The 25,813-nt window shown below is 42.5% G+C and carries 21 protein-coding genes; 15 read left to right on the forward strand and 6 right to left on the reverse strand.

Going from position 1 to position 25,813, the window contains the following annotated elements:
* Positions 1 to 26 precede the first annotated feature (26 nt).
* Genes PE36_RS24735 through PE36_RS11285 form a run of 4 tightly spaced genes read left to right on the forward strand, consistent with a single transcriptional unit; the run spans position 27 to position 1,699 of the window.
* The gene (locus tag PE36_RS24735; RefSeq protein WP_083798002.1) at positions 27 to 266 is read left to right on the forward strand and encodes a GDCCVxC domain-containing (seleno)protein; all 240 of its coding nucleotides are present in this window, start codon (positions 27 to 29) and stop codon (positions 264 to 266) included.
* The gene (locus tag PE36_RS11275) at positions 253 to 648 is read left to right on the forward strand and encodes a hypothetical protein (protein WP_006032158.1); all 396 of its coding nucleotides are present in this window, start codon (positions 253 to 255) and stop codon (positions 646 to 648) included. The genes PE36_RS24735 and PE36_RS11275 overlap by 14 nt, the downstream gene beginning before the upstream one ends.
* A 12-nt stretch (positions 649 to 660) precedes the next feature.
* Positions 661 to 981, forward strand: coding sequence for a heavy-metal-associated domain-containing protein (locus PE36_RS11280; RefSeq protein ID WP_006032159.1), 321 nt, complete (start codon positions 661 to 663; stop codon positions 979 to 981).
* Entirely contained in the window at positions 965 to 1,699 is a 735-nt protein-coding gene (locus PE36_RS11285) for a hypothetical protein (RefSeq protein ID WP_006032160.1), read from the forward strand. The genes PE36_RS11280 and PE36_RS11285 overlap by 17 nt, the downstream gene beginning before the upstream one ends.
* A gap of 115 nt (positions 1,700 to 1,814) precedes the next feature.
* On the opposite strand, the gene PE36_RS11290 is transcribed toward PE36_RS11285, so the two are convergent.
* The 3 genes from PE36_RS11290 to PE36_RS11300 form a co-directional block, all read right to left on the reverse strand.
* The gene (locus PE36_RS11290) at positions 1,815 to 2,528 is read right to left on the reverse strand and encodes a pirin family protein (protein ID WP_006032161.1); all 714 of its coding nucleotides are present in this window, start codon (positions 2,526 to 2,528) and stop codon (positions 1,815 to 1,817) included.
* Positions 2,529 to 2,543: 15 nt separating this feature from the next.
* Positions 2,544 to 3,533, reverse strand: a complete 990-nt coding sequence (locus PE36_RS11295) for a glutathione S-transferase family protein (RefSeq protein WP_006032162.1) — start codon at positions 3,531 to 3,533, stop codon at positions 2,544 to 2,546.
* Between the two features lie 113 nt (positions 3,534 to 3,646).
* Entirely contained in the window at positions 3,647 to 4,096 is a 450-nt protein-coding gene (locus PE36_RS11300) for a DoxX family protein (RefSeq protein WP_006032163.1), read from the reverse strand.
* Positions 4,097 to 4,287: 191 nt separating this feature from the next.
* Here PE36_RS11300 and PE36_RS11305 point away from each other — a divergent pair, with 191 nt between their 5' ends.
* A complete protein-coding gene (locus tag PE36_RS11305) occupies positions 4,288 to 5,181 on the forward strand; it encodes a LysR substrate-binding domain-containing protein (RefSeq protein ID WP_006032164.1) in 894 nt (297 codons plus the stop codon).
* Between the two features lie 54 nt (positions 5,182 to 5,235).
* Here the strand turns inward: PE36_RS11305 and PE36_RS11310 are convergent, their stop codons facing one another.
* Positions 5,236 to 8,124, reverse strand: a complete 2,889-nt coding sequence (locus tag PE36_RS11310; protein ID WP_006032165.1) for a right-handed parallel beta-helix repeat-containing protein — start codon at positions 8,122 to 8,124, stop codon at positions 5,236 to 5,238.
* A gap of 469 nt (positions 8,125 to 8,593) precedes the next feature.
* Between PE36_RS11310 and PE36_RS11315 the strand changes: the two genes are divergently transcribed.
* The 5 genes from PE36_RS11315 to PE36_RS11335 all read left to right on the forward strand — a co-directional run bounded on the left by PE36_RS11315 (position 8,594) and on the right by PE36_RS11335 (position 16,352).
* Entirely contained in the window at positions 8,594 to 9,016 is a 423-nt protein-coding gene (locus tag PE36_RS11315) for a universal stress protein (RefSeq protein WP_006032167.1), read from the forward strand.
* A 251-nt stretch (positions 9,017 to 9,267) separates the two neighbouring features.
* Positions 9,268 to 11,241: a transglycosylase SLT domain-containing protein gene (locus tag PE36_RS11320; RefSeq protein ID WP_006032168.1), complete on the forward strand. Its 1,974-nt coding sequence runs from the start codon at positions 9,268 to 9,270 to the stop codon at positions 11,239 to 11,241.
* A gap of 146 nt (positions 11,242 to 11,387) precedes the next feature.
* Positions 11,388 to 12,113, forward strand: coding sequence for a TetR/AcrR family transcriptional regulator (locus PE36_RS11325; RefSeq protein WP_006032169.1), 726 nt, complete (start codon positions 11,388 to 11,390; stop codon positions 12,111 to 12,113).
* A 28-nt stretch (positions 12,114 to 12,141) separates the two neighbouring features.
* Entirely contained in the window at positions 12,142 to 13,263 is a 1,122-nt protein-coding gene (locus tag PE36_RS11330) for an efflux RND transporter periplasmic adaptor subunit (protein WP_006032170.1), read from the forward strand.
* A complete protein-coding gene (locus PE36_RS11335; protein WP_006032171.1) occupies positions 13,263 to 16,352 on the forward strand; it encodes an efflux RND transporter permease subunit in 3,090 nt (1,029 codons plus the stop codon). The genes PE36_RS11330 and PE36_RS11335 overlap by 1 nt, the downstream gene beginning before the upstream one ends.
* Before the next feature lie 514 nt (positions 16,353 to 16,866).
* On the opposite strand, the gene yidZ is transcribed toward PE36_RS11335, so the two are convergent.
* Both yidZ and PE36_RS11345 read right to left on the reverse strand, forming a co-directional pair.
* Positions 16,867 to 17,826: an HTH-type transcriptional regulator YidZ gene (yidZ, locus tag PE36_RS11340; protein WP_006032172.1), complete on the reverse strand. Its 960-nt coding sequence runs from the start codon at positions 17,824 to 17,826 to the stop codon at positions 16,867 to 16,869.
* Entirely contained in the window at positions 17,801 to 19,000 is a 1,200-nt protein-coding gene (locus PE36_RS11345) for an MFS transporter (RefSeq protein WP_006032173.1), read from the reverse strand. Before PE36_RS11345 ends, yidZ begins: the two co-directional genes overlap by 26 nt.
* Positions 19,001 to 19,704: 704 nt before the next feature.
* On the opposite strand from PE36_RS11345, the gene PE36_RS11350 reads away from it, so the two are divergent.
* The 5 genes from PE36_RS11350 to PE36_RS23750 all read left to right on the forward strand — a co-directional run bounded on the left by PE36_RS11350 (position 19,705) and on the right by PE36_RS23750 (position 25,745).
* Positions 19,705 to 20,505 (forward strand): transporter substrate-binding domain-containing protein, encoded by an 801-nt coding sequence (locus tag PE36_RS11350; RefSeq protein ID WP_006032174.1) that lies wholly within the window; start codon positions 19,705 to 19,707, stop codon positions 20,503 to 20,505.
* Positions 20,506 to 20,564: 59 nt separating this feature from the next.
* A complete protein-coding gene (locus tag PE36_RS11355) occupies positions 20,565 to 21,512 on the forward strand; it encodes an amino acid ABC transporter permease (RefSeq protein WP_006032175.1) in 948 nt (315 codons plus the stop codon).
* 22 nt (positions 21,513 to 21,534) lie between these two features.
* Positions 21,535 to 22,260 carry an amino acid ABC transporter ATP-binding protein gene (locus tag PE36_RS11360; protein ID WP_006032176.1) on the forward strand — a complete coding sequence of 242 codons (726 nt, stop codon included), beginning with the start codon at positions 21,535 to 21,537 and terminating at the stop codon, positions 22,258 to 22,260.
* 253 nt (positions 22,261 to 22,513) lie between these two features.
* The gene (locus tag PE36_RS11365; protein ID WP_043994442.1) at positions 22,514 to 25,225 is read left to right on the forward strand and encodes an EAL domain-containing protein; all 2,712 of its coding nucleotides are present in this window, start codon (positions 22,514 to 22,516) and stop codon (positions 25,223 to 25,225) included.
* A gap of 124 nt (positions 25,226 to 25,349) precedes the next feature.
* Complete coding sequence (locus PE36_RS23750) at positions 25,350 to 25,745, forward strand: hypothetical protein (protein WP_006032179.1); 396 nt, start codon at positions 25,350 to 25,352, stop codon at positions 25,743 to 25,745.
* Positions 25,746 to 25,813 lie beyond the last annotated feature (68 nt).

The following is a 25,813-nucleotide window of genomic DNA, read 5'->3' on the forward strand; positions in this document are numbered from 1 at the left end:
TATACACAAAATTGAGGAATAAATTGATGCAAGCAATAATCGCGGACTCCTTACTTAGCTGCCCTGAGTGCGGCCATGAGGAATTACTGACCATGCCGACAGATGCCTGCCTGTGGTTTCATGAATGTTCAGGTTGCCATGTGTTACTCAAACCCCAAAAAGGTGATTGTTGTGTATTTTGTTCTTATGGTTCAGTCCCTTGTCCTCCGATCCAGTTAGAAAGCACGGAGCAGGGAATAGGAGGTTGCGGTTGTGGAAAAAGTTAAATGGCATGAGCAGTCCTATTTACGCTGGGGGACGCTGTTTATTACCAGCGGAACGCTGTTGTGTTGCGCCTTACCTATTGTGTTGGTCTCCATGGGGTTTGGTGCCATCGTCGCGAGTTTGAATTTCAACGTACCTGGATTGCTATTTTTAGCTGAATATAAACTTTGGACACTGAGTTTGTCTGCTTTGTTACTTTTGTTCTTAGCGTGGGTGATATGGCGACCTAATCAAAGCTGTCCGGCAGATCCTGAACTGGCCGCACATTGCCAAACCGCCAAACGTTGGAATCAGCGGGTATTTTGGTTAAGCAGCATTATTTGGTGCATTGGCTTTTTCTTTAGTGTGCTGTTATTGCCTTTACGAATATATGTTGGCTTTTAAGGAGGTCGTAAAATGAAAGCATTTCTCACCGTAATTATGTTTTCCGCACTCTTAGTTATGCAAACTACACTCTTGATTGTTCAGACTGTTCAAGCCAGAACGGTCGAAGTTGAAGTGTACGGCATGACCTGTGCATTTTGTGTTGACAGTTTAGAGCGGAAATTTGCAAACATGGAGTCCATTTCTCAGGTGGACGTCAGTCTAAAGCATAAAAAAGTACGGCTAGTCACAGATGAAACCATGCCAAGTATCGAAACTATTAAGCAAGCTGTGTTAGATGCTGGTTTTACACCAGTGAAAGTGACAGTACAGAGTAATGGCCAAGAGCAATAGCGTTTACGCTATTTTTATTTGGTTTGGCATGATAAGCAGTGCCGATAGCATGGGGCTGCGTTCATTTGTGGCGCTGCCAGTAGAAAAAGACGGAGCCGTGATCCGCTTCGTATACGAGCATGTGAAAGCGTCAGATATGGCCTCGGAAAATAGCGAACACCTGATCGCCAATGTCGCTTATGGACTGAGTGCCAAGCAGACATTGTTATTAGGCTTACCCTATCGGCTGTCACCCTCTGGCAGTGATCGTCAAGGCGATGTATCTGTGTTATACCGGCATATCGTCTGGCAAAATGATCGCTTTTCAGGTACCGATCGTTTGGGTTTATTGGCTGGAGTTATTGCGCCCACCGAAAGCGATAGAGATGCTGCTGTTCAGGCTGGTTTTGTGTTCACCCATTTTAAAAATCGCAATGAAATAGATGTTGATGTGCTATATCAAGCGGGTATGAACGACCGTAAAAATAGCGCTCGTTATGACGTATCCTGGCAATTTAGACTGTTACCGAGTGAACGTGCTGAGTGGGGCTTAACACCAGAATTAAACAGTGTTCTAGAGTTAAATGGCCGCTGGCGTGAAGGTAATAGTACAGTACATCAGCTGACGGTTGGATTACAGTGGGTTCATCAAAAATGGGTGTTAGAAGGCGGCATCGCCAAGGATATTAGCAATGGCCATGAATCGCGATATATAATGAGTACCAGATTTCACTTTTGAACTAAAATCCTGAGAAACCTACCTCGGTCGCGCATAATCTTGCTGGCATGGCGCTGACCGTCCTTGGTGGCGAATGCTATTACAGAAAACAAGTAGAAATATAAGCAGTAAAACGTCACTGGGCTGGTGCATCAATAATGATGATCTCCGCATCGGATAGCGCTTTAATCGTGACTTCCTGTTGTTTAGTCACTTCTGCGCCATCGCCTGTTTTCATCATTACTGCCCTCTGATTATCGATAAGTTCAAACTCTCCACTGGATGCCAAAACATAGGCTTGGTGTTCAATGGAATGAGTAAACAGGGTGTCTTTCTTCACCTTACCGCCATAGATACGCGCCGCTTGATTGATAAACAGTGCGTTATCTTGTTCGTCTGGGTATCCAGAAACTAATAAGGGTAACGTGGCATTATCTGTATTTTCAGAAAACAGCTTGCTGTCCCATCTCGGTTTTACGTTGTGCTTATTCGGTTCAATCCAAATTTGAAATAGGGTTAAGGGCTCTTTCGTTAAATTGTATTCTGAGTGAGTAATACCTGAGCCCGCACTCATCACTTGCACCTCGCCTGCGAGGGTCACGCCTTTATTACCGGCATTGTCTTGATGAGTGACCGCGCCGGAGCGGACAAAGGTAATGATTTCCATATTTTTGTGTGGGTGAGCTGGAAACCCTGTTCCTGCCGCGACCCAGTCGTCATTAACCACTAATAGCGTGCCAAACCCCATTCTTTTGGAGTTGTAATAATTAGCAAAGCTAAAGTGATGATTGGTTTTTAACCAACCGTGGTTTGCCTTGCCAATCTGCTGAAAAGAATAGTGTTTTATCATTGTATGTTCCTCCCCCTAGACTTTATTTGTTAAGCGATCTCTGTCGTGCGGCGCGGTGAAGTCTTGTTGTGGGCCACGCGGGACAATTAAAGTTGGATTAATGGTGTCGTGACTCGCGTAATAATGGATCTTGGTATATTCCAAATCGACGGTGCTTTTGATCCCTTCAAATTGAAATAATTCACGTACATAGTTACTGATATGATGGAACTCACTTAATTTATTACGATTACATTTAAAATGACCATGATAAACGGCATCAAAACGCAGTAATGTGGTAAATAATCGCCAATCAGCTTCTGTTAGTTGTTCACCGAGTAAATAGCGGTGGTTGCTAAGACGCGCTTCAAGCCAATCTAAACTTGCAAAAAGTTCCTCAAATGCTTGGTCGTAAGCTTCTTGTGTGGTGGCAAAACCGGCGCGATACACACCATTGTTTATCGTGTCATAAATACGTTCGTTAATAGTGTCGATTTCTGGTTGTAAATCAGTTGGGTAATAGTCATCGTGATTGCCCGTTAACTCGTTAAATGCAGTGTTAAAAATACGAATTATTTCACTCGATTCATTGTTCACTATGCTTTGGGTTTTCTTATCCCACAATACCGGTACGGTAACTCGGCCTTCATAATCAGGTGCTGCTTTAAGGTAAAGTTGGTAAACATAGTCACTTTGATAGAGTGAATCGCTATAGTCGCCATTAGTATTGCCATCGGCATCATTAGTAGCAAACTCCCAGCCATTGCTGAGCATTTCAGGCTTAACCACGCTGACAGAAATGATGTCTTGAAGTTGTTTCAACTGTCTAAAAATTAACGTGCGATGTGCCCAAGGACACGCTAATGAAACATACAAATGATAGCGACCTGCTTCTGCCGGGTAGCGACTACCTTCCTCATTGGAAATAGTGTCTCTGAAGCGACTTGCTTGGCGTTCGAATTTACCTTCACTATTTTTGGTTTCGTACCATTGGTCATGCCATTTACCGTTGACGATTAAACCCATGATAATACTCCTAATTTATGTTGTATTAGCGCCTACCTTCGTTAATGTAAGTTTAGGCGCGATAGACTGACAAAACTAAATTTGATGCTGATACTTATGTTTTCGTATCGTGTTTATTTACTAAGCTTGCTCACGATAAGGCGATCGATTGATAATTTACCGCCGCCTTGCAGCATTACCGACAGGCTGATTGCAAACAGTGCTAAGGCAAATTCATAACCGTTGTTACTCATGAACAGGCCGTTAGCGAAATGGGTACTGAAAATGGCAACAATCATAGTGACCGCCAATACCAATGCTGTTGGTCTAGTCAATAAACCTAAGATAAGCAATAGACCACCGAAGAACTCTGCACTGCCTGCCATCATCGCCATTAAGTAACCTGGTGCCAGACCGATAGATTCCATCCATTGACCCGTGCCCTCCAAACCATAACCACCGAACCAAGCAAATAGCTTTTGCGCGCCGTGTGCGGTGAAGATAATGCCTGCCACTAAACGTAATGGTAAAGCCGAAAAGGTGTTATCTGATGTTAGGATTTGCTTAATTGTTGCAGTATTCATGTTGTGCTCTCTTTGATTCGTTAATGTGTTTTGGGTTTGCTTTATAAGTCGGTTTTATAAGTATGCAGCTATTGTATTCGCTTAAATGGATTGGAATAACCGCTGAAATTTGTTTAGTATGTTCAACATATTTGAACAATTGATGGCGTGTATAAGCGTGACAATAAATAATAAGAAGAGAGAGGCGATACATGTATAAATCTCCGATAACGATAGAAGCATTGCAGGTACTTGATACGATTGACCGTCGGGGTAGTTTTGCCGCCGCGGCTGAACAGCTAAACAAAGTACCCTCGGCACTCTCTTACATAGTGCAGAAATTAGAAGAACAACTGGCGGTGACTTTGTTTGTGCGTCAGGGGCGGCGGTCGGTATTAACGCCTGCGGGTCGCCATTTACTCGATGAAGGCCGCAAGGTGCTTAGCGCAGTGAGTAAGCTGACGGAACAAACGCAAACCATCTCCCATGGTTGGGAACCTAAAATTAATATCACCTTCGATTCTCTTTTTGATATGCAGCTATTACTTAAACCATTAGCGTTGTTTTTAAATGAGCATCCGAATATCGAAGTCGACATGAATGAAGAGGTAATGCATGGTTCGTGGGAAGCATTGATTGAAGATCGCACCGATTTAGTTATCGCTGCACCAGGCCCCACTCCTCATCAACAAGGTATTAGTGTGACCGCCTTAGGCAATCTGCAGAAAATATTCGTGGTGCCTAAAGGTCATGAGCTAGCGAGTTTTACAGCGCCAGTCAGCAAATCTGAAATTGATAACTACCGCACTGTTGTTGTGCACGACTCAGCAAAAACGGCAGTACCTTGGTCAAATAACATTATTGAATTGAGCCGACATTTTTATGTCAGTTCAGTTGAGCACAAAATTCAAGCCATTATTGCCGGCATTGGCGTAGGCTACCTGCCGAAAATACGCATTCAATCACACTTAGACTCGGGTGCTTTAGTCGCTATTGACTTAGACGAAGGCGAGAATATATCAGAAATTTACCTTGCTTGGAAAACAGTGAATAAAGGGAAAGGGTTACAGCGGCTGAGGGATATTATTTACCAACATTTAGTTTAGCCTCCAAGCAGGAGGCTAAACTTATTATGTTAGTGCATCTTACATTACCCGTTATCAGTGTAACTCGTACGGGCCTATATCATTACCGCCATCTAAATTGCGCTGATATCCTTCGATATCTACTATTGGCAGCGTAAAACCATTAATTTCACTGCCCGCTAGATAACCCGAATTAACCCCTTGATTGCTTGATAACGGCTGTACATTAAAGTGAGCGCCACTTTCTGGCCCGCTAATTTGTGGTGCAAGACAGATGTCGTTTGCGCCTGATGGACAATCTGGATGGTTAACAGGGAACTTGATCAGACCACCAATCTGGTTGTAGTCGAAGTGGTAATTCATTACTTGGTTGCTGTCCGATTCGGTATAAACAAAAAACGTTCGGTCAGTTGGGGTATGAAACTCGACGTCACCTTTCACTAGATTATTGTAAAATGTCAGACTGTTATCACTGGTTAATGCTGGTCGGCCACGAGACCCAATCCCAATCAAACCATCACCATTACCAGTTATGTAGGAGTTGAACACGGCCATTTTACTGTCATCTTGGCTGTAAGAAAGCGACAGCGCGGCTCCTTGCGCACGGCAATGATTGACATGAGCGGTAACGGGTTGGTCTTTGAAATAAGCGCAGTTACCAATAAGTAAACTGTTGCTGATTTCGGCGCGACTGCCCGACAGTTTGACCTGATTACCTGCGTTGCCTTCGAAGCGTGAGTTGGTGATTTTGATGGTACCGTCAATATTGTAGAGTAGGTCAATGCCGTCAGAAGTATTGTGGGATATATCAACTTGGTCAAAGATCCAGTTACCCGAGGTATCATTGGTCGCTAAGCCGTCACCATAGCCTCCAGCACTTTGTCCCCAGCAACCAACAGGTTGGCGATCGAGGGTTTCCACACAACCATTCCATTTAATGGCCACACGATTGAAGATGAGGTCACCGCTATTACTATCATCATCGGTGCCCGCTACATCCGAATCAAAACCAGCAGATCCGTTAGCGATAATATCAACATTTTCAAGTGTCCAGTTACTGATGCCTCCAGCGGTAATGCCACGAGAAGAAAAACCATGAATATCGAGATTTTTTAACAGCACGTTGTCTGAGTTATGTGCAAATATAGCTTTCTCTGCCCAGTCACCAAACGGGTAGCTGTCACGGTTACAGCGATAAGGCGTATCTAGGTATAGATTGTGATTCGGATTGGATGGATTACTAAAACCATGCATATGAAACGCAGTACAAGCTTCATTATCGGTCATCTCTAAGCATTGTAGCTCGACATTATCAGCATCCTTGAGATTAAAGATTTGATAAAGTCGCTCGACACCAACCAATTTAGGCCTAGTGCTGCAACCTGTTGCCCAGTTTTCGCCAAGAATACGGGTTGGTTTTTCTGCAGATGGTCCTGATGGTAAAGCGGGCATACTACAGCCGTATGGATAAAAGGAAGAACAAGCGGTATTACTTTCATCATAAAGATCTTTGGTATAACCAATGCGGTAATCACCATCTGCAATAATCAGCGTATCACCGCCTTTAATACGTGGTTCTTTGTAAGGTGGTAATAACTCAAACGGGTGGCTTACCGCACAATTTTGATTCAAACCTGTACCTGAATATGCTTGATTGCTCAACCCATTACATTCGTCGTGGGTACCGCCATCGGTACGAATGTAATAAGTCTGGTTCTCCAAAGGGTTACTGCCAGTATCGGTATCAGCGCTGGTATCGGTATCAGTGCCGGTATCGGTATCAGTGCCAGTATCAGTATCAGCGCCAGTATCGGTATCAGCGCCGGTACCGGTATCAGTGCCAGTACCAGTACCTGTATCAGCGCCAGTATCGGTATCAGCGCCAGTACCTGTATCACCACCGGAACTTGTATCGCCGTCAGTATCTGTATTACTCACCGAAAAATGGAATACATGTGGTGTGCGGGTTGTATTACCCACAGAATCTTGGCAACGGGAGTACAGCGAGTATTGTGAACCCTTGGCTAAATTATTCCACAGGCCAAAGTGATCTAACCTATCGGCTGAAGCATTTAGGATATAACGCATCTCGTTAAACTCAACACGTGGTGAAAGGTCATATCGGCAAATAGCGGGTTCGTTCGTGGTCAGTGACAGATTGGCTGTTGCGGAGGCAGCTGCTAGTGATGCGCCATTTGGCAATGAGCGCAATACCAAAGGTTCCATGTGATCATCTGCCAGTGTTATCGTTAGTTTAGGCCGGTACATCGCCTCAGCGTAGCGAGAGTTGGCTGTCACATGCTGGAGGTTGGCATCATCATCAACATGTGTCAGCGCCCAGCCTTGATTAGGACACAGCCCTTGCTGAATACATTGTATATCTGCGGTTACATCGACTGTATACACTGTACCAACCGGATCACTTTGAACGGGTCTGAATGAGGGAGATTGTGCTATTGAGCGTAAAACGCCCTGAAAATAGTCAACGTTTAAATCATCTGGGCCATCCGGATCTGATAAGCGCCATTTAGTATCTGGTGAAGTGGTATCATCTCGGGACTCAAGATTGGCACCGGAGCGAAAGCCGTCACCTTGCTTCCAGCCAGTAGGATAACCACTGCCTAGATTATCTGGATCCAAAATCTGCCTGACTATAATATCAGATTCATGATAAACCCAACCGCCGACACGATAAAACGTCAATGTTGCTTGGGTAATTTCGCCCGCTAGTGAGGCGTCATCCAGCGTAAAGCGCTCTATATTGTAATTACGGTGCGTTCCCGTCCAGCGTTCATAATGGGTATCGTATTGCGTGGTTTGATGTCGGCCATAATTAAACAGTACCGACAGTGTGCCTTGGTAACCCTCAACACCTTGCTGGTAACTCAATATTTGTTCCGCTGTTGCCGACTGGATCCCTAGGCTCAACAGTATTCCGCTCATGATCATCGTTTTGATTTGCATATTTATATTCCTGTAAATATTACAGATAAGATAACCTACCGATACGGCTAAATCGGGGCTTACTCCGCATTCCCTTGGACTATACGAGAAATGTTCGCAACTGTTTGACGAATATTTATTTATGCCGTCGGCTTCACTTTTGATGGTTTCGTGTTGTTAACTTAGGTAGGTTTATATTCATTATTTCATATGCATGAATAGACACTGTCAATTATTACTCGCCTCCCGTAGGGCAAGCCGAACGAAGGCATCTTCGGCGTGATGAAGTCTTGATTTAGAATAACTAAATCCTGATAACCCCTGTGTTGGTTCTTACAAATACACATGAAACAGGTTGTCACCTTATGTTTGGTAGCCCGCATATGGACGATTTTATCGCTAGATCAAAAAAACGCCCACGATGAGGCTAAATGCACTGAACCATACAAGTCTGCTACTATTGATAAGAGATTTCATAGGGGAAAATTTAATGAGCTATAACCATATATTAGTTGCTGTTGATTTAACTAAATCCAGTGAAATAGTGATTAGTAAAGCTGTCTTATTAGCAAAAGAGGCGAATGCTAAACTTTCATTTATTTATGTTGATCCCAATCATTTGAGTATTTCAGGGGCGCGGAGCACCTCATTATTAGCTATGCCTGAAGTTGATAACAGAAAAGAGAAGCAAGAGCTGCGCGCATTAGCCGATCGACTTGATTACCCTGTAGAAAATACGCTGGTTGTAATAGGTGATTTGGAGGTAAAATTAACAGCAGCAGTCAATCAATTAGATGCTGATCTATTAGTTTGTGGACACCATCATGATTTCTGGAGTCGTTTATTATCTTCAGTACGAAAAATTGCAAACACCGTCAACACAGACTTATTAATTGTTCATCTTGAAAAATAACTATTATGGTAAAGTGCTGTTTTTTTCTTGTGTAAATCAGCGGCTTGTCATAAATTTTCTCTATTTGTGCCCCTAAGGTGGCAGAATGTACTTATTGAGGTATGCAGACTGAATCAATAGCGCCATAATAACCCCAGTGTTAATATCCTGACGTTAATACATTGTCATTTTAGTTAACTGCACTTTACGTATCATGCTTTAACAGCTATCCCTCTCTGCGCTAAAACACAGAGTCTTTGGCGGAAAAATCGATGAAAATATTTTTTCTATCTTTGTTTTTATTCTCATTTTCATTTTTAAGTTTTGCGACCACACTTACGTGGAGTCAGCAAAGAGGCCTGTATACGCAAGCTGTAGACTTACAAGCACAAAATATGTGGTCCAAAGCGTTACAAAAAACAAAGCTTATCCCTGCATACCCATTAACCTACCTGCTTGAATACCAACAGCTTAAAGCACACTTTAGCCGCAACAGTTTGTTTGCAGTGCAATCATTTATAGAGGATCACCTTGATCGTCGCGCCAGTTATGATCTGCAGCGAAGTTATTTATATTACTTAGCAAAAAATCAATATTGGCGTGAGTATCTGTCTTTTTATCCGAAACTCCCCAACTCACTCAGTTTGAAATGCTATCATTTTCAGGCGCGATTAGCCGATGATCAAGCTGATGAAATTTGGACAGATGTGCAACAAACCTGGTTAACGGGATCTTCCTTGCCGAATGCCTGTAATAGCGTTTTGCAGTATTATCTTGATAATAAGAAAATATCTCAGGCATTAATTTTGCAGCGCTTTCATTTAGCTTATGTGAAGAATAAAACATCCCTTATGTCCTATTTAATCACCTTAATGGACAAGCAAAATGAATTGCTGGCTAAGCAGTTATATGCCTTACATAGAGCTCCGACAAAGGTATTAAACAGCCCTTTATTTAAGGACCTCTCATTTAACAGCGACTTACTTAACAGGGAAGCGCAGGCTAGCCACGTTTTTTTAGCCGCCAGTATTAAACGTCTTGCCAAAAAAGATATTGAATTAGGATTAAATGCATATCTCAGTTATGAGCGTAAAAAATCGTTTACATCGGCAGAACAAGTTAATTTACAAAAATACCTTATCTCGCGCATTATGAGCCGTAATGAAATCACGTTGTTCCCATGGTTAGATAAAACGCTTTCGACTGTAGGGGATGCACCACTAACGGAGCGTCGGATCCGTTATGCGATTAGATTAAATAATTGGCCCGATATAGAATATTGGTTAGGCCAGCTAGACGAAATTAAGCAACAGGATAGTAAGCCACTAAATAGTAAATGGGTGTATTGGCAAGCACGGGTATTGGAAGAGAAACAGCAACAAGGTCAGGCCGATAAACTTTATCAAAATATCGCGGCTGAGCGTAATTACTACGGCTTTTTGGCCGCGCAGAAATTAGGTTTGGATTACCAATTTAATGCCAATATCGTCAGCGAACAGAAACAAGACTTAGCTCACCTGAAAACACAGCTGGCACATATTGATGAACTGTATTTCCATCAACATATGTATTTACTTAAACGTGAGTGGCGAGTCTTAATTAGTAATCAAAGTATCAATTTGCAAAGGCAGTTAGGCTTATTTGCCTTTCAAAAAGGGTGGGCTCATCTTTCGGTCGTTGCCAGTATCCTTTCTAAAAGTTGGAGTGCGTTGAATATTCGTTTCCCCGCAGCTAACCCCCAGTTGTTTTATGCTAATGCCGAGCGATATGAACTCGATTCAAGCTATATCTACGCCATTACCCGTCAGGAAAGTTCGTTTGACGAGTTTGCTCGTTCGCCAGTCGGGGCTCGTGGTTATATGCAACTGATGCCACAAACGGCAAAAGAGACCGCCCGGAAAATAGGGTTGAAAAATTATAAGAGAAGAGCGCAATTAACCGATGGCGATATCAATGTACAGTTAGGGTCAGCCTATTTTGATAGCTTACTTAAGCGCTATAAAGGCAATCGGGTACTGGCCACTGCGGCATATAATGCGGGCCCGAATCGAGTCGATCGCTGGCAAGGCAGCAAAGACGGCAGGGCAGAGCAAGGCTTAACGATGGATAGTTGGATTGAAGCCATTCCCTATAAAGAAACCCGACGTTATGTCAAAAATGTTTTAGTCTATAACGTCATTTATCAGCATATTTTAGATGAACCGCTTGAGTTTCTTAAGCCTAAAGAGATCAGCGCACGTTTTTAATCTTCTCAAATGCTAATTACAGTTAGCCATACTTGTTGTAATACGAACCCTATCCTTTGAATCATTCTAATTGGTTGACTTTTTGACTAAAACAATTAGGATAACACCATTCGAACATCGTTATCCTATTGGGTCGAGAACAAATTATGGCACCACCACCTAAATATAGCTTGCAAGAGCAAGAGAATATGATCCTAGACGCGGCGGCACAATGCATTGAGCAGACCTCGCTGATTGACTTTACCATGTCGTCTGTTGCTAAGACGGCAGGGATGTCAATGGGATCAATTTACAAGCATGTGCAATGCAAAGAGGATATTATTTTTGCCCTTGCTATTCGTGTTTACCATCACCAAAGTAGCGTGTTTGAGCAAGTTATTGCGCTGCCGTTAACTACACCCGAACGCTTGATCGGCATCTCCTTGTTAAACCCGTTGAAAATTCAGGTTTACTCCTTCGATATCCATTTAGACGCCTTTGTCACTAATGAGTTAGTGGTTAAACGAACCTCAAAGCTGTGGCGAGATCGTATGATCGACGCCCATAAAAACTGTGAGCAACTATTTTATCGTTGTATGCGCGAAGCTGTAGACTCGGGTGAACTGTTAGCAGAAGGTGAGATAGAGGAATTTATCGAGGAAATTAATCTTGGCGGCTGGGCATTAACAGTCGGTTATCAAAGTGTCATGCGTGTGGTGCAGATCCGCGAAATTGCCCAAGGCGACGCGCAGTTGTATGAGCCTACAGCCTGTGATGCGTCAATTGTACGAATATTTACTCGGTTGTTTAATTCCTATCAATGGCAAAAGCCACTCGACAGTGCCGGAATAAAACATACCGCGCAATTGTTAACTGAACACAACTTACGATAATAAAAGAGAAAATTTTAGGAGAATTAATATGAGTTTACGTCGCTGGAGCGTTGCCGTTTCGATTGTTGTGGTTAGTATCGGTTGCTTAGCATTTATCAAGTTTCAACAGGTACAAGCGGCCATTGCGTTTGGTGAATCGTTTCCTGAGCCGTCTGCTACGGTGGAAACATTGTGGACCCAATCATCAAACTATCAACCAACATATCAAGTTACTGGACAGGTGCGAGCAATCCAAGTTGTGACTTTGCATAACCAATTGCCTGGTACGATTGAGCAAGTTAATTACAGCGCTGGTGGACATGTTGTGCAAGGACAGTTATTGATTGCACTCAATACCAGTGAAGAACGAGCACAGCTGCAAGCCGCTAAAGCTTCATTTGAGTTAGCTAAAACGACTTTAGAGCGTAATAAAAAGCTATTTTCTGGTAACCAAGTAAGCCAGCAGCTAGTCGATTCTGCATTGGCTGATTATCAAATTAGCCAAGCTAATATCGCTAACTTTGAAAGCGTAATTAATAAGAAACAAGTACTTGCGCCTTTTAGTGGCACCATGGGATTAGAAACATATGAAGTTGGACAGTTTCTCAGCGCTAATGCCAGCCTAACTACCTTGGTTGATGATAACAACGACATGTGGGTCGATTTTAAATTACCACAGACGATGGGCAAATTATCACTTGATAGCCAGGTGACGATTAAAAACATCAGTCAATCGACTACACCGCAAGTAATGCCTGCGACAATCATCGGCAAGCATAGTCAAATGGATGCGGCATCACGACATCTACAGTATCGAGCGCAAATCAATGCCAGCCGTGAACTGTTATTTCACAATGAATTAGTTAAAGTCGTGATACCTAAAGCCGCCGAGAAAGTGGTCATTGTACCAAACTCAGCTATTGTCAGAAGTCCTTTTGGTAGCTTTGTGTTTGAACTGGTTAAGGATGAGCAAGGACAGTTCCGCGCGAAAAAACGTAACGTTGAACTGGGGCCTCGTGATGGTGACAACCATGTGGTGCGCCAAGGGTTAGAACAAGGTATGTTAATTGCTACCATAGGTGCATTTAAATTAAGACCAGAATTGTTGGTTTATGCCGAGAACGCGAGTAACTCAGATACTATGTTATCCCCTGTTGCGGGGCTAAAATAATGAGTTCCGCCCACGAAAATAACAAGTCGATTATGGACATCTTTGTCACGAGACCAATGTTGGCCATTGTTTTGTCGTTGTTGATAATAATTGCGGGTATTTATTCATCGCGTAGTATTTCAGTGCAGCAATTTCCAAAAATTGAAAGTACTTCCTTAGTGATTAACACGGTTTACACCGGCGCATCAGCGGAGGTGGTTAAAGGGTATATTACCGAACCTATCGAGCGTGTTGCCTCTACGGTACCGGGCGTTGATTATGTTGATTCGGCGACGATAGCTGGCAGTAGTAAGGTGACGGCTTGGCTAGATCTTAACTATGATTCGACCGCTGCATTAGCAGAACTCACGGCGCAACTTAGCCAAATAAAATTTGAGCTTCCGCAAGGGGCGCAAGATCCCGCGATATCGGTGGTGCGTGCCGATAGAGTAAACGCGTTGTTTTATCTAAATATTGAATCTGGTGATTTGCCACGTAGTAAGATCACGGATTATTTCAGTCGTAATGTTATTCCGGCGTTGAGTGATATTCGCGGCGTACAAAAAGTCACCTTCGAGGGGGGACGCGACCCTGCAATGCGCATTTGGATTGATTCCGACAAGCTTGCCGTGTTTAATATTAGTGCCAGTCAAGTGGTCACCGCCCTGCGAGAAAATAACACCATTGCCACGCTTGGTTACAGTAAGAATAATAGACAACGTGTTGACTTAATGGCCAACACATTATTAAGCACTGTGGCAGAATTTGAACAATTGGTGATTGTTAGCATCGATGGTACGCAAATCCGGTTAGGGGATGTCGCGACTATCGAAAAAGGAGAAGTGGAAGGGTTTGCCGATGCCCGCCTCGATCACGATCAAACGACCTTTATCGGCGTGTGGCCGCTACCTGGCGCGAATGAGATAAATATCGGCGACGCGCTTTATAAAAAAATTGACGAATTAAATCAACATCTTCCGGATCAAGTTCGTATCACCGTCGGTTATGACGGTACGCTATATATGCGAGATGCCATTAAGGAAATATTTACCACACTACTGGAAACGGTGTTTTTGGTGGGTATTGTGGTGATCTTAATGATGGGCTCATTAAGAAGTGCCATGGTGCCACTGATCACCATTCCTATTTCGATTTTAGGCGCAATTGGTGTGATGTCACTAATGGGCTTTTCGCTTAATTTATTGACCATTTTAGCCATTGTTTTATCGATTGGTTTAGTGGTGGATGATGCCATTGTCGTGGTGGAAAATGTGGCGCGGCACATGCGTGAGGGGAAAGGGCGCGTTGAGGCCGCACTCATTAGTTCGCGTCAGTTGCTAGTACCAGTGATTGCTATGACCCTCACCTTAGCGGCGGTATATGTACCGATTGGTTTTTTATCTGGGCTAACAGGTTTCTTATTTAAAGAATTTGCCTTTACCCTGGCTATTGCCGTGCTGATTTCAGGGCTAGTCGCTGTGACACTTTCTCCCATTATGAGTGCATTTGTTTTGCCACAAGGCGGGCGTGAAGGTAAATTTACACTAATGATTAATGGCTATTTTGAGCGCCTACAGCAACAGTATGTTGGCGCATTAGATGTCCTGTTTAGCTGGCGAGCACAAGTGATGTTTTGCGCCATTATCTTTAGTCTGCTAGCGGTGCCGTTTTATTTATTATCACAGCACGAATTGGCACCAGTAGAAGATCAGGGCGAAATCAATGTTGTGGTTACCGCGCCACCTGAAGCATCGTTGGATTATACAACAAATCAAATGTACCAAGTGGCCGATATTATGAACGGCGTCGACGGCGGCAAACTCACTTGGCAAATGGTGTTTAAAAATGCCGGCTTTGGTGGGGTCGTGCTTGATGGCTTAGACAAACGTGAGAGCACCGTGCATGAGATTGTACCGCAGCTGTTTGGTCAACTCGGTCAAGTTAGTGCATTAAGTTTATTTCCGATATTACCAGCGGCGCTGCCGACCGCTGGACAGTTTGATGTCGAAGTCGTGATCCGTGCCAATGATAGTTACGAGAATATGTTGGGTTATGCACAACAAATTATCAATAAAGCGTATCAGTCGGGAAGCTTTATGTTTGTCGATACTGACTTGAAAATAGATTTAGCACAGAGTCAGTTAGTGATCGATAAGACGATTATTGCCGATCTGGGGTTAACTGTTGCTGGGATCAATCAGCAGCTTAGTGTTTTATTATCCAATGATTTTGTCAATCAATATAACGATAACGGTAAAGCGTATCGGGTGATCCCTGTGGTGGATGCACAAAAAAGATTTAATCCAGAACTGATTTTGGATCTTAAAGTGACTACGCCCTCTGGCGATGCCGTCACAGTTTCGAGTTTTGCGCATGTTGAGCCAGTCGTAGGACCACGATTATTAGGTTCATTCAACCAGCAAAAGTCGTTTAGAATATTCGCTGGCGTGTTACCGCATATCACTAAAGAGATGGCGTTATCGCAAGTAGAAGATATTGCAACTGAGCTGTTACCCGCTGGTTATTCGATTGACTATGCCGGTGAATCGCGAGAAATGCGCAAAGAAGGTAATACCTTGATATCGGTACTGATGGTGTCGTTCATTGTGGTTTATTTTATACTCGTCATTCAATTCAATAGTTTTAGAGATCCGTTGGTCGTATTGCTTGGTTGTGCGCCACTCGCATTGTCTGGTGCATTAATGTTAGCGTTTTTGGACTTCACTTCGGTTAATCTTTATGCCCAAATCGGCTTGATCACGCTGGTGGGATTAATCACTAAAAATGGTATTTTAATTGTCGAGTTTGCCAATCAAATGCAGCTGCAAGGGATGGATAAACTGAGTGCCGTGAAAGCGGCCGCTAGCACGAGGTTACGTCCAATATTGATGACTACTGCTGCAACTGTGTTGGGACATTTCCCGTTGGTATTGGTCACCGGCGCCGGCGCAGAGGCACGAAACAGCATAGGGGTGATATTAGTCGCAGGCATGATGATAGGCACGGTGTTCACCTTAATCGTCCTGCCTCTTTTGTATCAGTGGCTGGCGAGTGATCATTGCCATCAGGCACAAGATGATGCGCGAGGTGAGCAGCTAACACCGGCATAATATACCCGCGACGACTTTCAACTAACCTTGATGCAGCAGAAATAAGTCTGCTGCATAGTTCAATACTGCTCCCAATAAAGAGGGTTGCCAAAATAGTCACAGATAAAATCAATGAAACAGCGTACTTTGCTTGCTAAATGATGCCGGTGAGCATAAACAACATAAAGCCCTAAAGGGTCGGGTTCAAACTCTTCCAGAATCGTCGTTAACTTTCCTTCAGATATCGGTTTGCCAGTGATAAAGGTTGGCTGAATGGCAATATAAAAAGCCTTTGCCCTGTTTAATCACCCGACACCGGAACACTTTTTGCCTCTTTTTTGCACTTTGGGAAGCAGCACTGATAGTGGCGTTATGAAGCGTATCCATCAAAATATTGAATTTGAGGTATTGGCATTAGGTGCATATTTGTCCGACGATGATTTAAAGATATAAATTGAAAACCGTTGCCTGTATTACTTGGCTACTACAAAATAAATATATGCTCTGTTTGTTGTTAGCAGCGTACTCGCCACTCTTATTGGTGAATGTAATACAGTGATTTAATCGTTTCCTTCAGCCACAGTAACTTCGGATTGTGAGCATTACGTTTATGCCAAATCAACGTGAAGGGAATTAGCAGTTTATCATGATAAACCTTGTCTACCGGGATGGGTAAACACAACAAATCTGGATGTTGCTGCTTGGTGTAATGCTGACAATATGCAGGTGCAGTCGTGATCATATTTTGGTTTGGTTGAGCCGACATGAATAATGATTGCTCAAAGCTAGCCATAGTAAGCGTGATATCTCGCTTCAATCCCTGTTCACTCAGTACTTCATCTAAGGCCCAAGCTTCACACTTCTCCCAAACGATATTGATATGTGGGTATTTGAGGAAGGTATCGAGATTCCATTCCTCTTGTAAGGCGGGATGATCTTTACGCAAATATACAACAGGAATATCATAAAAAAGAATTTCAAAATCAATAAAGTAAGGGAGTAGATGTAGTGACTCTTTAGAGCGCGGGTGACTTTCTCTTCCCGTGAGCCCAATATCAGTTTCGCCACGGATAATTGATTCTAAAGAGTCGTAATCCCAGTTATGCGTTTTTATTTTTGCGTCTGTATAATGTTGCTGAATTTTCTGGATTAGTTCATTTAGCATGGTTAGCAGAAGCGGAGATTCAATAGCTAAATCAAATTGAATCCCTTTTGGCGAATCACCGCTATGTTTTTCCAGAAGTTGGCGACTTATCTGCAGCCAATCTGAAAGATCTTGTTCCATGCTCTGTGTGAAAGGGGTTGGTGCTAACCCCTTTGGGGTTTTAACAAACAAAGGATCATCAAACCAATCACGTAATTTTCTCAACGACTTGCTCACGGTAGATGGCGTGACATTCAACTTTTTTGCAGTTCTCGACACACTATGTTCTTTAGATAATAGTTGTAGTGTATACAGCAAATTAAAATCAAGCTGGGCTAGTGATCTTTTCATATTTCTGACCGTGAGAATGTTTGGGTATCAATAGTATTAGAGCAAGGCTAATTACGCTACCTATAATCAAGGTTGTAAGTAGCATATTCAGTGCATTTACGCCAAGAGCACTCATTAACCAGATGTACAATGCAGAGCAGGACACTTGGGTAATACCAAGCAACGAACTCGCCATTCCTGCGCGCGCAGAATATGGGCTAAGAGCTTGACTCATGGATACACCAAAGCCAATGGCAAAACCCGCACATATCAGTACAAAACTGAGCAAATACAATTGATTATCAAAATTAGAGATAAGTGTGAGTGTTATAACCACAGCAGAGAGTGCAAACAATATTTGTGATGCCAGTAGTAGGGTGCGTTCTTTAAATATAGATAAAGCAAAAGGTGCGGAGAACGAGGTGATCATACTGACTAAAGCAGTGCCGGCTACAATGGTAGAATACTCGCTTCTATCAAAACCCATCTCTCCCATTATTAATAAAGGAGACACGTTGACATAAGTTAAAATGGTCATCACCCCGAGCGAAGTCATAATCAGACGGCTGATAAAAAAACGCTCGAAGAATGATTCTTGCACAGCGTGACGGTCTGGATGAATGCCATTAATTACAACTAACTTGTTTGGCTTAGTCTCTTTGAGTACCAGTAAAGATAATAGACAGACCACGCCCCCCATAACAGCCATCATAATAAACAGACTTGACCATGGAAATTTAAGCATTATAAGGTAACCAATCACGGGCGCAATAACAGGGATAACACAGGTGATACCGTTGAGCATAGAAAGTACTTTAGCGCGTTGTATATCATCCAAAGTATCCCGAATAATTGCAAAGGCAACCACGTAACAGCTACCAGCGCCAATCCCCTGAATGAATCTAGCAATAAGAAACGGCGTACTATGTTCAGCGATTCCACCAAATATAGATGATACAGCAAAGATTGCGGCACCAGTAATAGCAACAGGTTTACGGCCTATTGAGTCGGCCACTTTTCCAGCAATAAGCATTGTAGTTGCCATGCCTATCAAATAGATAGAAAAAGCAAAATGCAGCTGGGATTCTGTTGCGTTAAGGTCAGCTGCAATTTGTGGTAAACCAACAAGATAAAGATCGATGGCGGTGGGATAAAGCAGTACAAGCGTAAAACTACAAAGAAGATATCGGAACATAAAAACCTCACAAATTAATTATGAGTATGATAGTGCTGCGAGCCTTAACTAGCGAGTGAGGTTTATGACATCAGGTATTTCCACTGGCGACAAACACTAGGGGTTGCTTTGGTTATTTTCGATACTAAATCGAATGAATATTACTATCAGCTAGTACAAGAAATATAACTTACTTATGTCCAGTGATGGCTTAGTGTGCAATAACGCTAAGTGTGAACACATCACTCAGTAACCACATTTATTTTCTATCGTGATTTGTCTTTTAACAGTAGGAAATTAAATTTGTCCAAAATTTAAATACCCGCCTACATCTCAACTGCTCCTACTTCTCGTCGTATTTTTAACATTCAATAAAATTAGCGCTACTTTATTGTGCTTTGTGCATTAATTGACGGTTTATTTTATAGTTTGTGATGGTTGACTCATTGTTGCGTATGTTAACTTTCTGTTATGAGTGTTGGTTCAATGTTATTTTTATTATGCTAGTGCATAGTTACCCTATATTCCTAATTACCTTTCCATTTAGGTCTAATAAGCTGCTTTACAGTTCCAATGTAGAGTACATCACTAATTTTAGTGTTTTTTAGATGTGAAAATTTAACCGTGGTTTTTTCCTTAGGTTAGTGTATATGCAGAGGAATGGTACTTATGAATAAACACCCACTAATGGATTAATTTTTTAGAAAATGTAACAAGGAATTAACATGATAAAGACTAAAATCAGCAAAGCTATCGCTTTAGGTACAATAATCTTCTGTTCTGCAAGCGTGAATGCCGGTGCTATATTAGACGGTATTGCTGAATCTGGTGAGCTACGAGCGTGTTTTGATGCTGGCTATATGCCGTTTGAGATGAAAGCAAAGAATAATCGTTACATAGGCTTTGATGTCGACTTAGGTAAAGTGATGGCAAAACAAATGGGTGTTAAATATATACCAGTCAACACTGCATGGGATGGCATTATTCCTGCGCTTATTACCGGTAAATGTGACGTGATCATGGCTGGGATGACGGTGAATGCTCAGCGTAATATGAAAGTGAACTTTGCCGACCCGTATATTGTTGTCGGTCAATCTATCATTCTTAATCCGAAACTTAAGGGTGAAATTAAAAGTTACAAAGATTTGAACAATCCTAAATATACGGTGGCAAGTAAACTTGGTACGACAGGTGAAGTGGTTGTAAAAAGAATGCTTAAGAAAGCCAAATACAATGCATTTGAAACCGAAACAGACGCTGCTTTGGAAGTCATCAATGGTAAAGCTGATGCCATGATTTACGATATGCCATTTGTATCTATCTATGCCGCGCAAAATAGCGATAAAGTTGAAGCTATTCTTGAACCTTTTACTTACGAGCCGCTTGGTTGGGCTGTAAAACAAGGTGATCCCGATATGATCAATTTCCTGAATAATTTCTTACGCCAAATCAAAGGTGACGGTACGTATGATCGTATTTATAACAAGTGGTTCAAGAGTGACGCTTGGTTAAAACAAATTAAATAAGTGAATTGGCCAGAAGCCTTTTGCTTCTGGCTTGTTGTTTCTCTTATCTTGGTATCGATATGCATAATAAAACTAATAATTGGATGTGGCATTTACTGTTTGTCATCGCCTTGGCAGCTATAGGTTATTCAATCTATTCTGCATCGCAAAAAATTGATTATACTTGGCAATGGAATCGCGTTGCCCCCTACATAATAGATGACTCACCAAGGGAAACCTTTGCTGAATATGATGGCACCGTCAGCATTAATGACGGCGGTATAATTACAGTCGAGTTCGACAACGGTGATCCCGCTTTAATTATCGAAAAAGCGGATGATGTATTTGTCAGTGACGGCGATTTTGTTTTTTCAGGCGATGTAATATCCAGCGTCAATCAACGGAGCATGGGGGTACTGTTACAAGGGTTGTTGATGACCATTAAACTGTCGCTTATCTCGCTGTTTTTTGCGGTTATCATTGGCTTAGTCGCGGCACTAATGCGTATATCAACTAATCCTTTTAGTCGCAACTTTGCTTTTTTATATGTAGAGGTAATCCGTGGTACGCCGTTACTTGTGCAGATATTTATTGTCTATTTTTTCTTAGGAACGATTTTCGACTTAGACCGATTTACCGCGGGTATTGCTGCCTTATCAGTTTTCACTGGCGCTTACATTGCGGAAATTATACGTTCAGGTATTCAGTCTATTTCACCAGGTCAAATGGAAGCTGCACGGTCGTTGGGTATGAGTTATCCAAAAGCGATGATTTACGTCATTTTACCTCAGGCATTTAAGCGTACTTTACCGCCGATGGCAGGCCAGTTTATTAACTTGATCAAAGATTCTTCTCTGGTGTCGGTGATCTCAATTACAGATTTAACCAAAGCTGGCAGGGAAGTGGTTGCGGGCAGTTTCGCTACATTTGAAGTGTGGTTTGCGGTCGCTGCGCTTTACCTTGTACTTACTTCAACGTTGTCTTTCGGCGTTCAGCGCATAGAAAAGAGGTTAGCAACTAGTGACTAGAGCAAATTATAAAGGCGAGGATATGGTGATCGCCGTCGATGTAGATAAAATATACCCCAACAATTGTCACGCACTTAAAAAAGTATCCGTTACTGTTAAGCGTGGTGAAGTGGTGGTCATTATTGGCCCATCAGGTTCGGGTAAATCTACATTATTACGTACGCTAAACCAGTTAGAAACGGTGACAGGCGGAGATATCACTATTGATGGCATCAATATGTATGACTCTGCGACCAACATTAACGCATTACGTGAAAACGTCGGCATGGTGTTTCAGTCGTTTAACCTTTTCCCCCATTTATCGGTTAAAAAAAACGTGATGCTGGCGCCATTAACAGTATCGAATCTGGATAAAGAACAAGTTGAAAAAGACGCTATAAGCTTACTTACCCGAGTCGGATTAGCAGAAAAAGTGGACGTGTACCCAAGTCAGCTATCCGGTGGTCAACAGCAAAGAGTCGCGATTGCGAGAGCATTAGCCATGAAACCAGACTTGATGTTATTTGATGAGCCCACATCGGCTTTAGACCCTGAAATGGTTGGTGAGGTACTTGAGGTAATGAAATCACTGGCAGAAGAAGGCATGACCATGGTAGTGGTGACTCACGAAATGGGCTTTGCTAACGAAGTTGCTGACAGAGTTTTGTTTATGGAAGATGGTCAACTGCTTGTCGATGACGTACCTGAGAACTTTTTTGAAAACCCGACACACCCAAGATTGCAGAAGTTCTTATCAAGTATTTTGTAGACTTGGCTTGTCATAAGATGCTCAGTTAAGCATTCTTATGTTCAGTTGACCCCCTTACTCGTGTATATAAAGGCTTCTAAATGCATTTAGAAGCCTTTATATATGAATTACACCCTATCAAAAGGCCGCCAAGCTTTAATCCTACAAAAATCTGGTCAAGTTGGTTTTAAATTCACAACCTCAATTGATAATGAGAACGATTATCACTATAATGCCTATCTAATTTGAGCATTAAACCAGTAGGTAATCTGTAGTGTTGGCACAAAATATCCGTTTATGGTTGTTTATTACAATCAGTCTCCTGTTGTTTCCTTTGTATTTTCTGTATGTGGCCTTACAGCAGGGTGAACAACAACGGGCTTATGAACAGCTGAACCAACATGCTAGCCTGGGATTTGATACCGCTCAGCGTAATCTAGATGCGTTGCAAGAACACCTGGTATCATTGCGCAGCATGATGACCTACCAACCAGAACTAACTCGCCAACAATTCGATCAGTTTAATGCCCAGTCAGCGTTAAGTGATTACGGTATTGTTGTGTATGAGTGGATCCCTAAAACTACCCTCCAGCAAGCGCCTGCCTTAATTCGGGAAGCCGTTAATACCGGGATTTTTGATTTTCGTTTCAGCAGGGTCGGGTCGGATGAGGTGTTTTATCCTATTTATTATTCCGCTTCAGCGCAAATGAATGGCTTATCTTTGGGGATTAATCTAGCGGATATCGATAGTATTCGCGAGGGGATGATGTTAGCGGCCAAAGATAACAGTCTGCAGTTAGTGATCAGTGAGAATATGGGAGTTGATGAATCGACAACGCCTGAAGTTCGGTTGTTGTTACCTGTTTTTGTTTTGAATGAGCAAGGAGAGGTGGGCCCTGAATTGAGGGGGTATGTGAGTGCGATGACGCACTTTGATGCCGCGATGCAAATTCTGTTAGGGCCAGTACTAAGCCAGAGGCAGAATCTTGGTTTGGAAATTTACCGCGAAGGCCTCCAAGATGCTGAGCTGTTATTTAGCTCATTACGCCAACCAACCTCTAACTCTAGATATCGAATTGATTTTACGCAAAATTATGCAAATTGGCAGTTACGATATCAGTTTGTTGATTTAAGTCCCCCTATGCCTTGGTGGTACCTCTCTCGCCCCACGCTAATTGTCACCGGTATTGGTTTAATCATTTCATTGTTTGTCTTGTTGTTGCGTCATACATTATATCGCCGTATACGTGCTGAAGAACTCGCTAGAGAGAAAACACGTTCGCTAGAATTAGTACAAAATGAATATCACAACTTATTTGAAAAAGTGGTGGAAGGTGTTTATAGCGCAACGCTTGAAGGGCAATTTTTAAAGGTTAATCCGGCGTTAGCTCGCGCTTTTGGTTATGAAGAACCACGCCAGATGCAGCAAGCGGTTGAGCATATTGGTCGGCAGTTACACCGAGAACATCAATCGTATCAGGTATTCTTACAGACGTTACTGGAGAAAAAAGAAGTATTTAACTATGAATGGGAAGGCGAGGATCGGCACGGGAATACTATCTGGTTGTCAGAAAATGCATATTTAAATACCGCCGATGATGGTTGTGTCGTGTATCAAGGCACCTTGGATGTGATTACCGAACGTAAATTTAATGAACAGCAGCTGAACTATCAAGCTAATCACGATGCCTTAACGGGTTTGTTAAATCGAACCGCCTGCCAGAACTTTTTAGAAGAGTATCTACAGAATAAACAGTGGGGCGTGGTGCTGTTTATTGATCTTGATGGTTTTAAAAAGATTAATGATACTTATGGCCATGGTGTTGGCGACTTGTTTTTGCAAAAAACCGCGGACAGATTAAAGCAGATGTTACGTAAAAGAGATCGAATTGCCCGCATCGGCGGTGATGAGTTTGTCATTTATTTTGAGGGGGAAATGTCTCAACATACCATCAAGCAGTTGGCTGAACGTCTACAGCGTGAAGTCACTCGGCCGGTTCTATTAGATGGCTCGTCGATAGCCTTACACGTTACCGCCAGCATTGGTTTTACCTTCTTAGGCCCACACTATCAGCATGCTAGGGATATTTTACGCGACGCGGATTTGGCCATGTATGAAGTGAAAAAGAACGGTAAGGCGAACTATCAGGTATTTAGTTTAGCCTTGCATGAACAAGTTCAGCGCCAGACTGAATTTGATGACCTTCTACATAGCGCATTGGACAACGATGAATTTAGTTTATGTTTTCAGCCTGTCGTCTGTTTGAAGGATGCCCGAACCCGAGGTTTTGAAGTTTTATTACGTTGGTATAATCCTAAATTGGGTCAGATTTCCCCAGATCGTTTTATTCCTCTCGCAGAGAAATCTTTGTTGATCCAACCTTTAGGTCTCTGGGTGATTACTCAGGCATTGGCTGGTTTTCGTCGTTTATCTTTGTTACAGCCCGATGCAGGGCTTTATCTGAATATTAATTTGTCACCGCGCCAGTTACAGGATGATCAATTAGTGCAAGCCTTACCTCGATTGTTAACCGAGGCAAAAATTGCACCAGAGAGTATCCGTTTCGAACTAACAGAAAGTGCCTTGGATATGAATGAGCAAGTGGTGACCGAGCGTTTGTCAGCACTAAGAACGATGGGCTTTAAAATATACATTGATGATTTTGGTACTGGTTACAGCTCATTAAAGCGCTTGGTTCAGTTTCCGATTGATGGTATTAAAATTGATCGTTCTTTTGTTGATGGTTTAGAGCAAGATAGCAGTAAGCAGGTAATGGTTGAAGTGATCGTTACTATGGCACGTTTACTCAATTTACAAGTGATTGCCGAAGGTGTGGAGACTGAAGTGCAGCGGACACTTCTGCTGGAAGGGGGTTGTCGATTTGCTCAAGGTTATCTGTTTTCTCGTCCGTTGCCGGAAGTTGAATTGAGTCGACAGCTTGAAAATGATACGCGGATGCTTGACTGTAATCTGCAAAGTGCTTAAACGGACTAGTCCAACTAACTTTCGCCACAAAAGATCCATTCTCAATTTAAAATCCTCTTGAATATCCAATTAAACCGTTTATGATAATAAGAATCATTATCATAAACGGTTAATTGGGAGTATTATGAACTTGTCGACGTTAAATGTTAAAACCAGCCTAGGTGACGACTGCGATCTTGAATATTATGAGCAGCTTGGCAGTGCTATTGAGCATGCTGATTCACCACAACGCCACGACATATTTTTGTCTTATTTCCTATTAAGTGATCAGATCGCGGCACCACTCGATGTCGAGCAGCGCTGGACTCTTTATCTCGCACAGCTCGGACTCCTTTTACGTTCAATAAAGAATAATCAGCTTCCGAGCCATTGGCGCCGAGCATGTTATGAAGTGCTAAATAAGCCGTTACTCTCACTGCAACGATTAGCGACTACGACAGACAAAAAACGCCAACTAAATGCTTACTATATACAAATAAATGAACATGTAACCCAGGTGTTCAACCTACATCCTTTTTAAATTACGTTAATCGTACGCTAATTCGACTTTACTGAATTAGTGCTATTCACCTGATAATTACGGAGACG

The sequence above is a fragment of the Moritella sp. PE36 genome (genome assembly GCF_000170855.1).
GTDB lineage: Bacteria > Pseudomonadota > Gammaproteobacteria > Enterobacterales > Moritellaceae > Moritella.

What these genes read in the sequence shown, in the direction of transcription:
- PE36_RS24735 (WP_083798002.1), top strand. Translation starts at nt 27, where the DNA reads ATGCAAGCAATAATCGCGGACTCCTTACTTAGCTGCCCTGAGTGCGGC.
- PE36_RS11280 (WP_006032159.1), top strand. Translation starts at nt 661, where the DNA reads ATGAAAGCATTTCTCACCGTAATTATGTTTTCCGCACTCTTAGTTATG.
- PE36_RS11285 (WP_006032160.1), top strand. Translation starts at nt 965, where the DNA reads ATGGCCAAGAGCAATAGCGTTTACGCTATTTTTATTTGGTTTGGCATG.
- PE36_RS11290 (WP_006032161.1), bottom strand. Translation starts at nt 2,528, where the DNA reads ATGATAAAACACTATTCTTTTCAGCAGATTGGCAAGGCAAACCACGGT.
- PE36_RS11295 (WP_006032162.1), bottom strand. Translation starts at nt 3,533, where the DNA reads ATGGGTTTAATCGTCAACGGTAAATGGCATGACCAATGGTACGAAACC.
- PE36_RS11300 (WP_006032163.1), bottom strand. Translation starts at nt 4,096, where the DNA reads ATGAATACTGCAACAATTAAGCAAATCCTAACATCAGATAACACCTTT.
- PE36_RS11305 (WP_006032164.1), top strand. Translation starts at nt 4,288, where the DNA reads ATGTATAAATCTCCGATAACGATAGAAGCATTGCAGGTACTTGATACG.
- PE36_RS11310 (WP_006032165.1), bottom strand. Translation starts at nt 8,124, where the DNA reads ATGCAAATCAAAACGATGATCATGAGCGGAATACTGTTGAGCCTAGGG.
- PE36_RS11315 (WP_006032167.1), top strand. Translation starts at nt 8,594, where the DNA reads ATGAGCTATAACCATATATTAGTTGCTGTTGATTTAACTAAATCCAGT.
- PE36_RS11320 (WP_006032168.1), top strand. Translation starts at nt 9,268, where the DNA reads ATGAAAATATTTTTTCTATCTTTGTTTTTATTCTCATTTTCATTTTTA.
- PE36_RS11325 (WP_006032169.1), top strand. Translation starts at nt 11,388, where the DNA reads ATGGCACCACCACCTAAATATAGCTTGCAAGAGCAAGAGAATATGATC.
- PE36_RS11330 (WP_006032170.1), top strand. Translation starts at nt 12,142, where the DNA reads ATGAGTTTACGTCGCTGGAGCGTTGCCGTTTCGATTGTTGTGGTTAGT.
- PE36_RS11335 (WP_006032171.1), top strand. Translation starts at nt 13,263, where the DNA reads ATGAGTTCCGCCCACGAAAATAACAAGTCGATTATGGACATCTTTGTC.
- yidZ (WP_006032172.1), bottom strand. Translation starts at nt 17,826, where the DNA reads ATGAAAAGATCACTAGCCCAGCTTGATTTTAATTTGCTGTATACACTA.
- PE36_RS11345 (WP_006032173.1), bottom strand. Translation starts at nt 19,000, where the DNA reads ATGTTCCGATATCTTCTTTGTAGTTTTACGCTTGTACTGCTTTATCCC.
- PE36_RS11350 (WP_006032174.1), top strand. Translation starts at nt 19,705, where the DNA reads ATGATAAAGACTAAAATCAGCAAAGCTATCGCTTTAGGTACAATAATC.
- PE36_RS11355 (WP_006032175.1), top strand. Translation starts at nt 20,565, where the DNA reads ATGCATAATAAAACTAATAATTGGATGTGGCATTTACTGTTTGTCATC.
- PE36_RS11360 (WP_006032176.1), top strand. Translation starts at nt 21,535, where the DNA reads ATGGTGATCGCCGTCGATGTAGATAAAATATACCCCAACAATTGTCAC.
- PE36_RS23750 (WP_006032179.1), top strand. Translation starts at nt 25,350, where the DNA reads ATGAACTTGTCGACGTTAAATGTTAAAACCAGCCTAGGTGACGACTGC.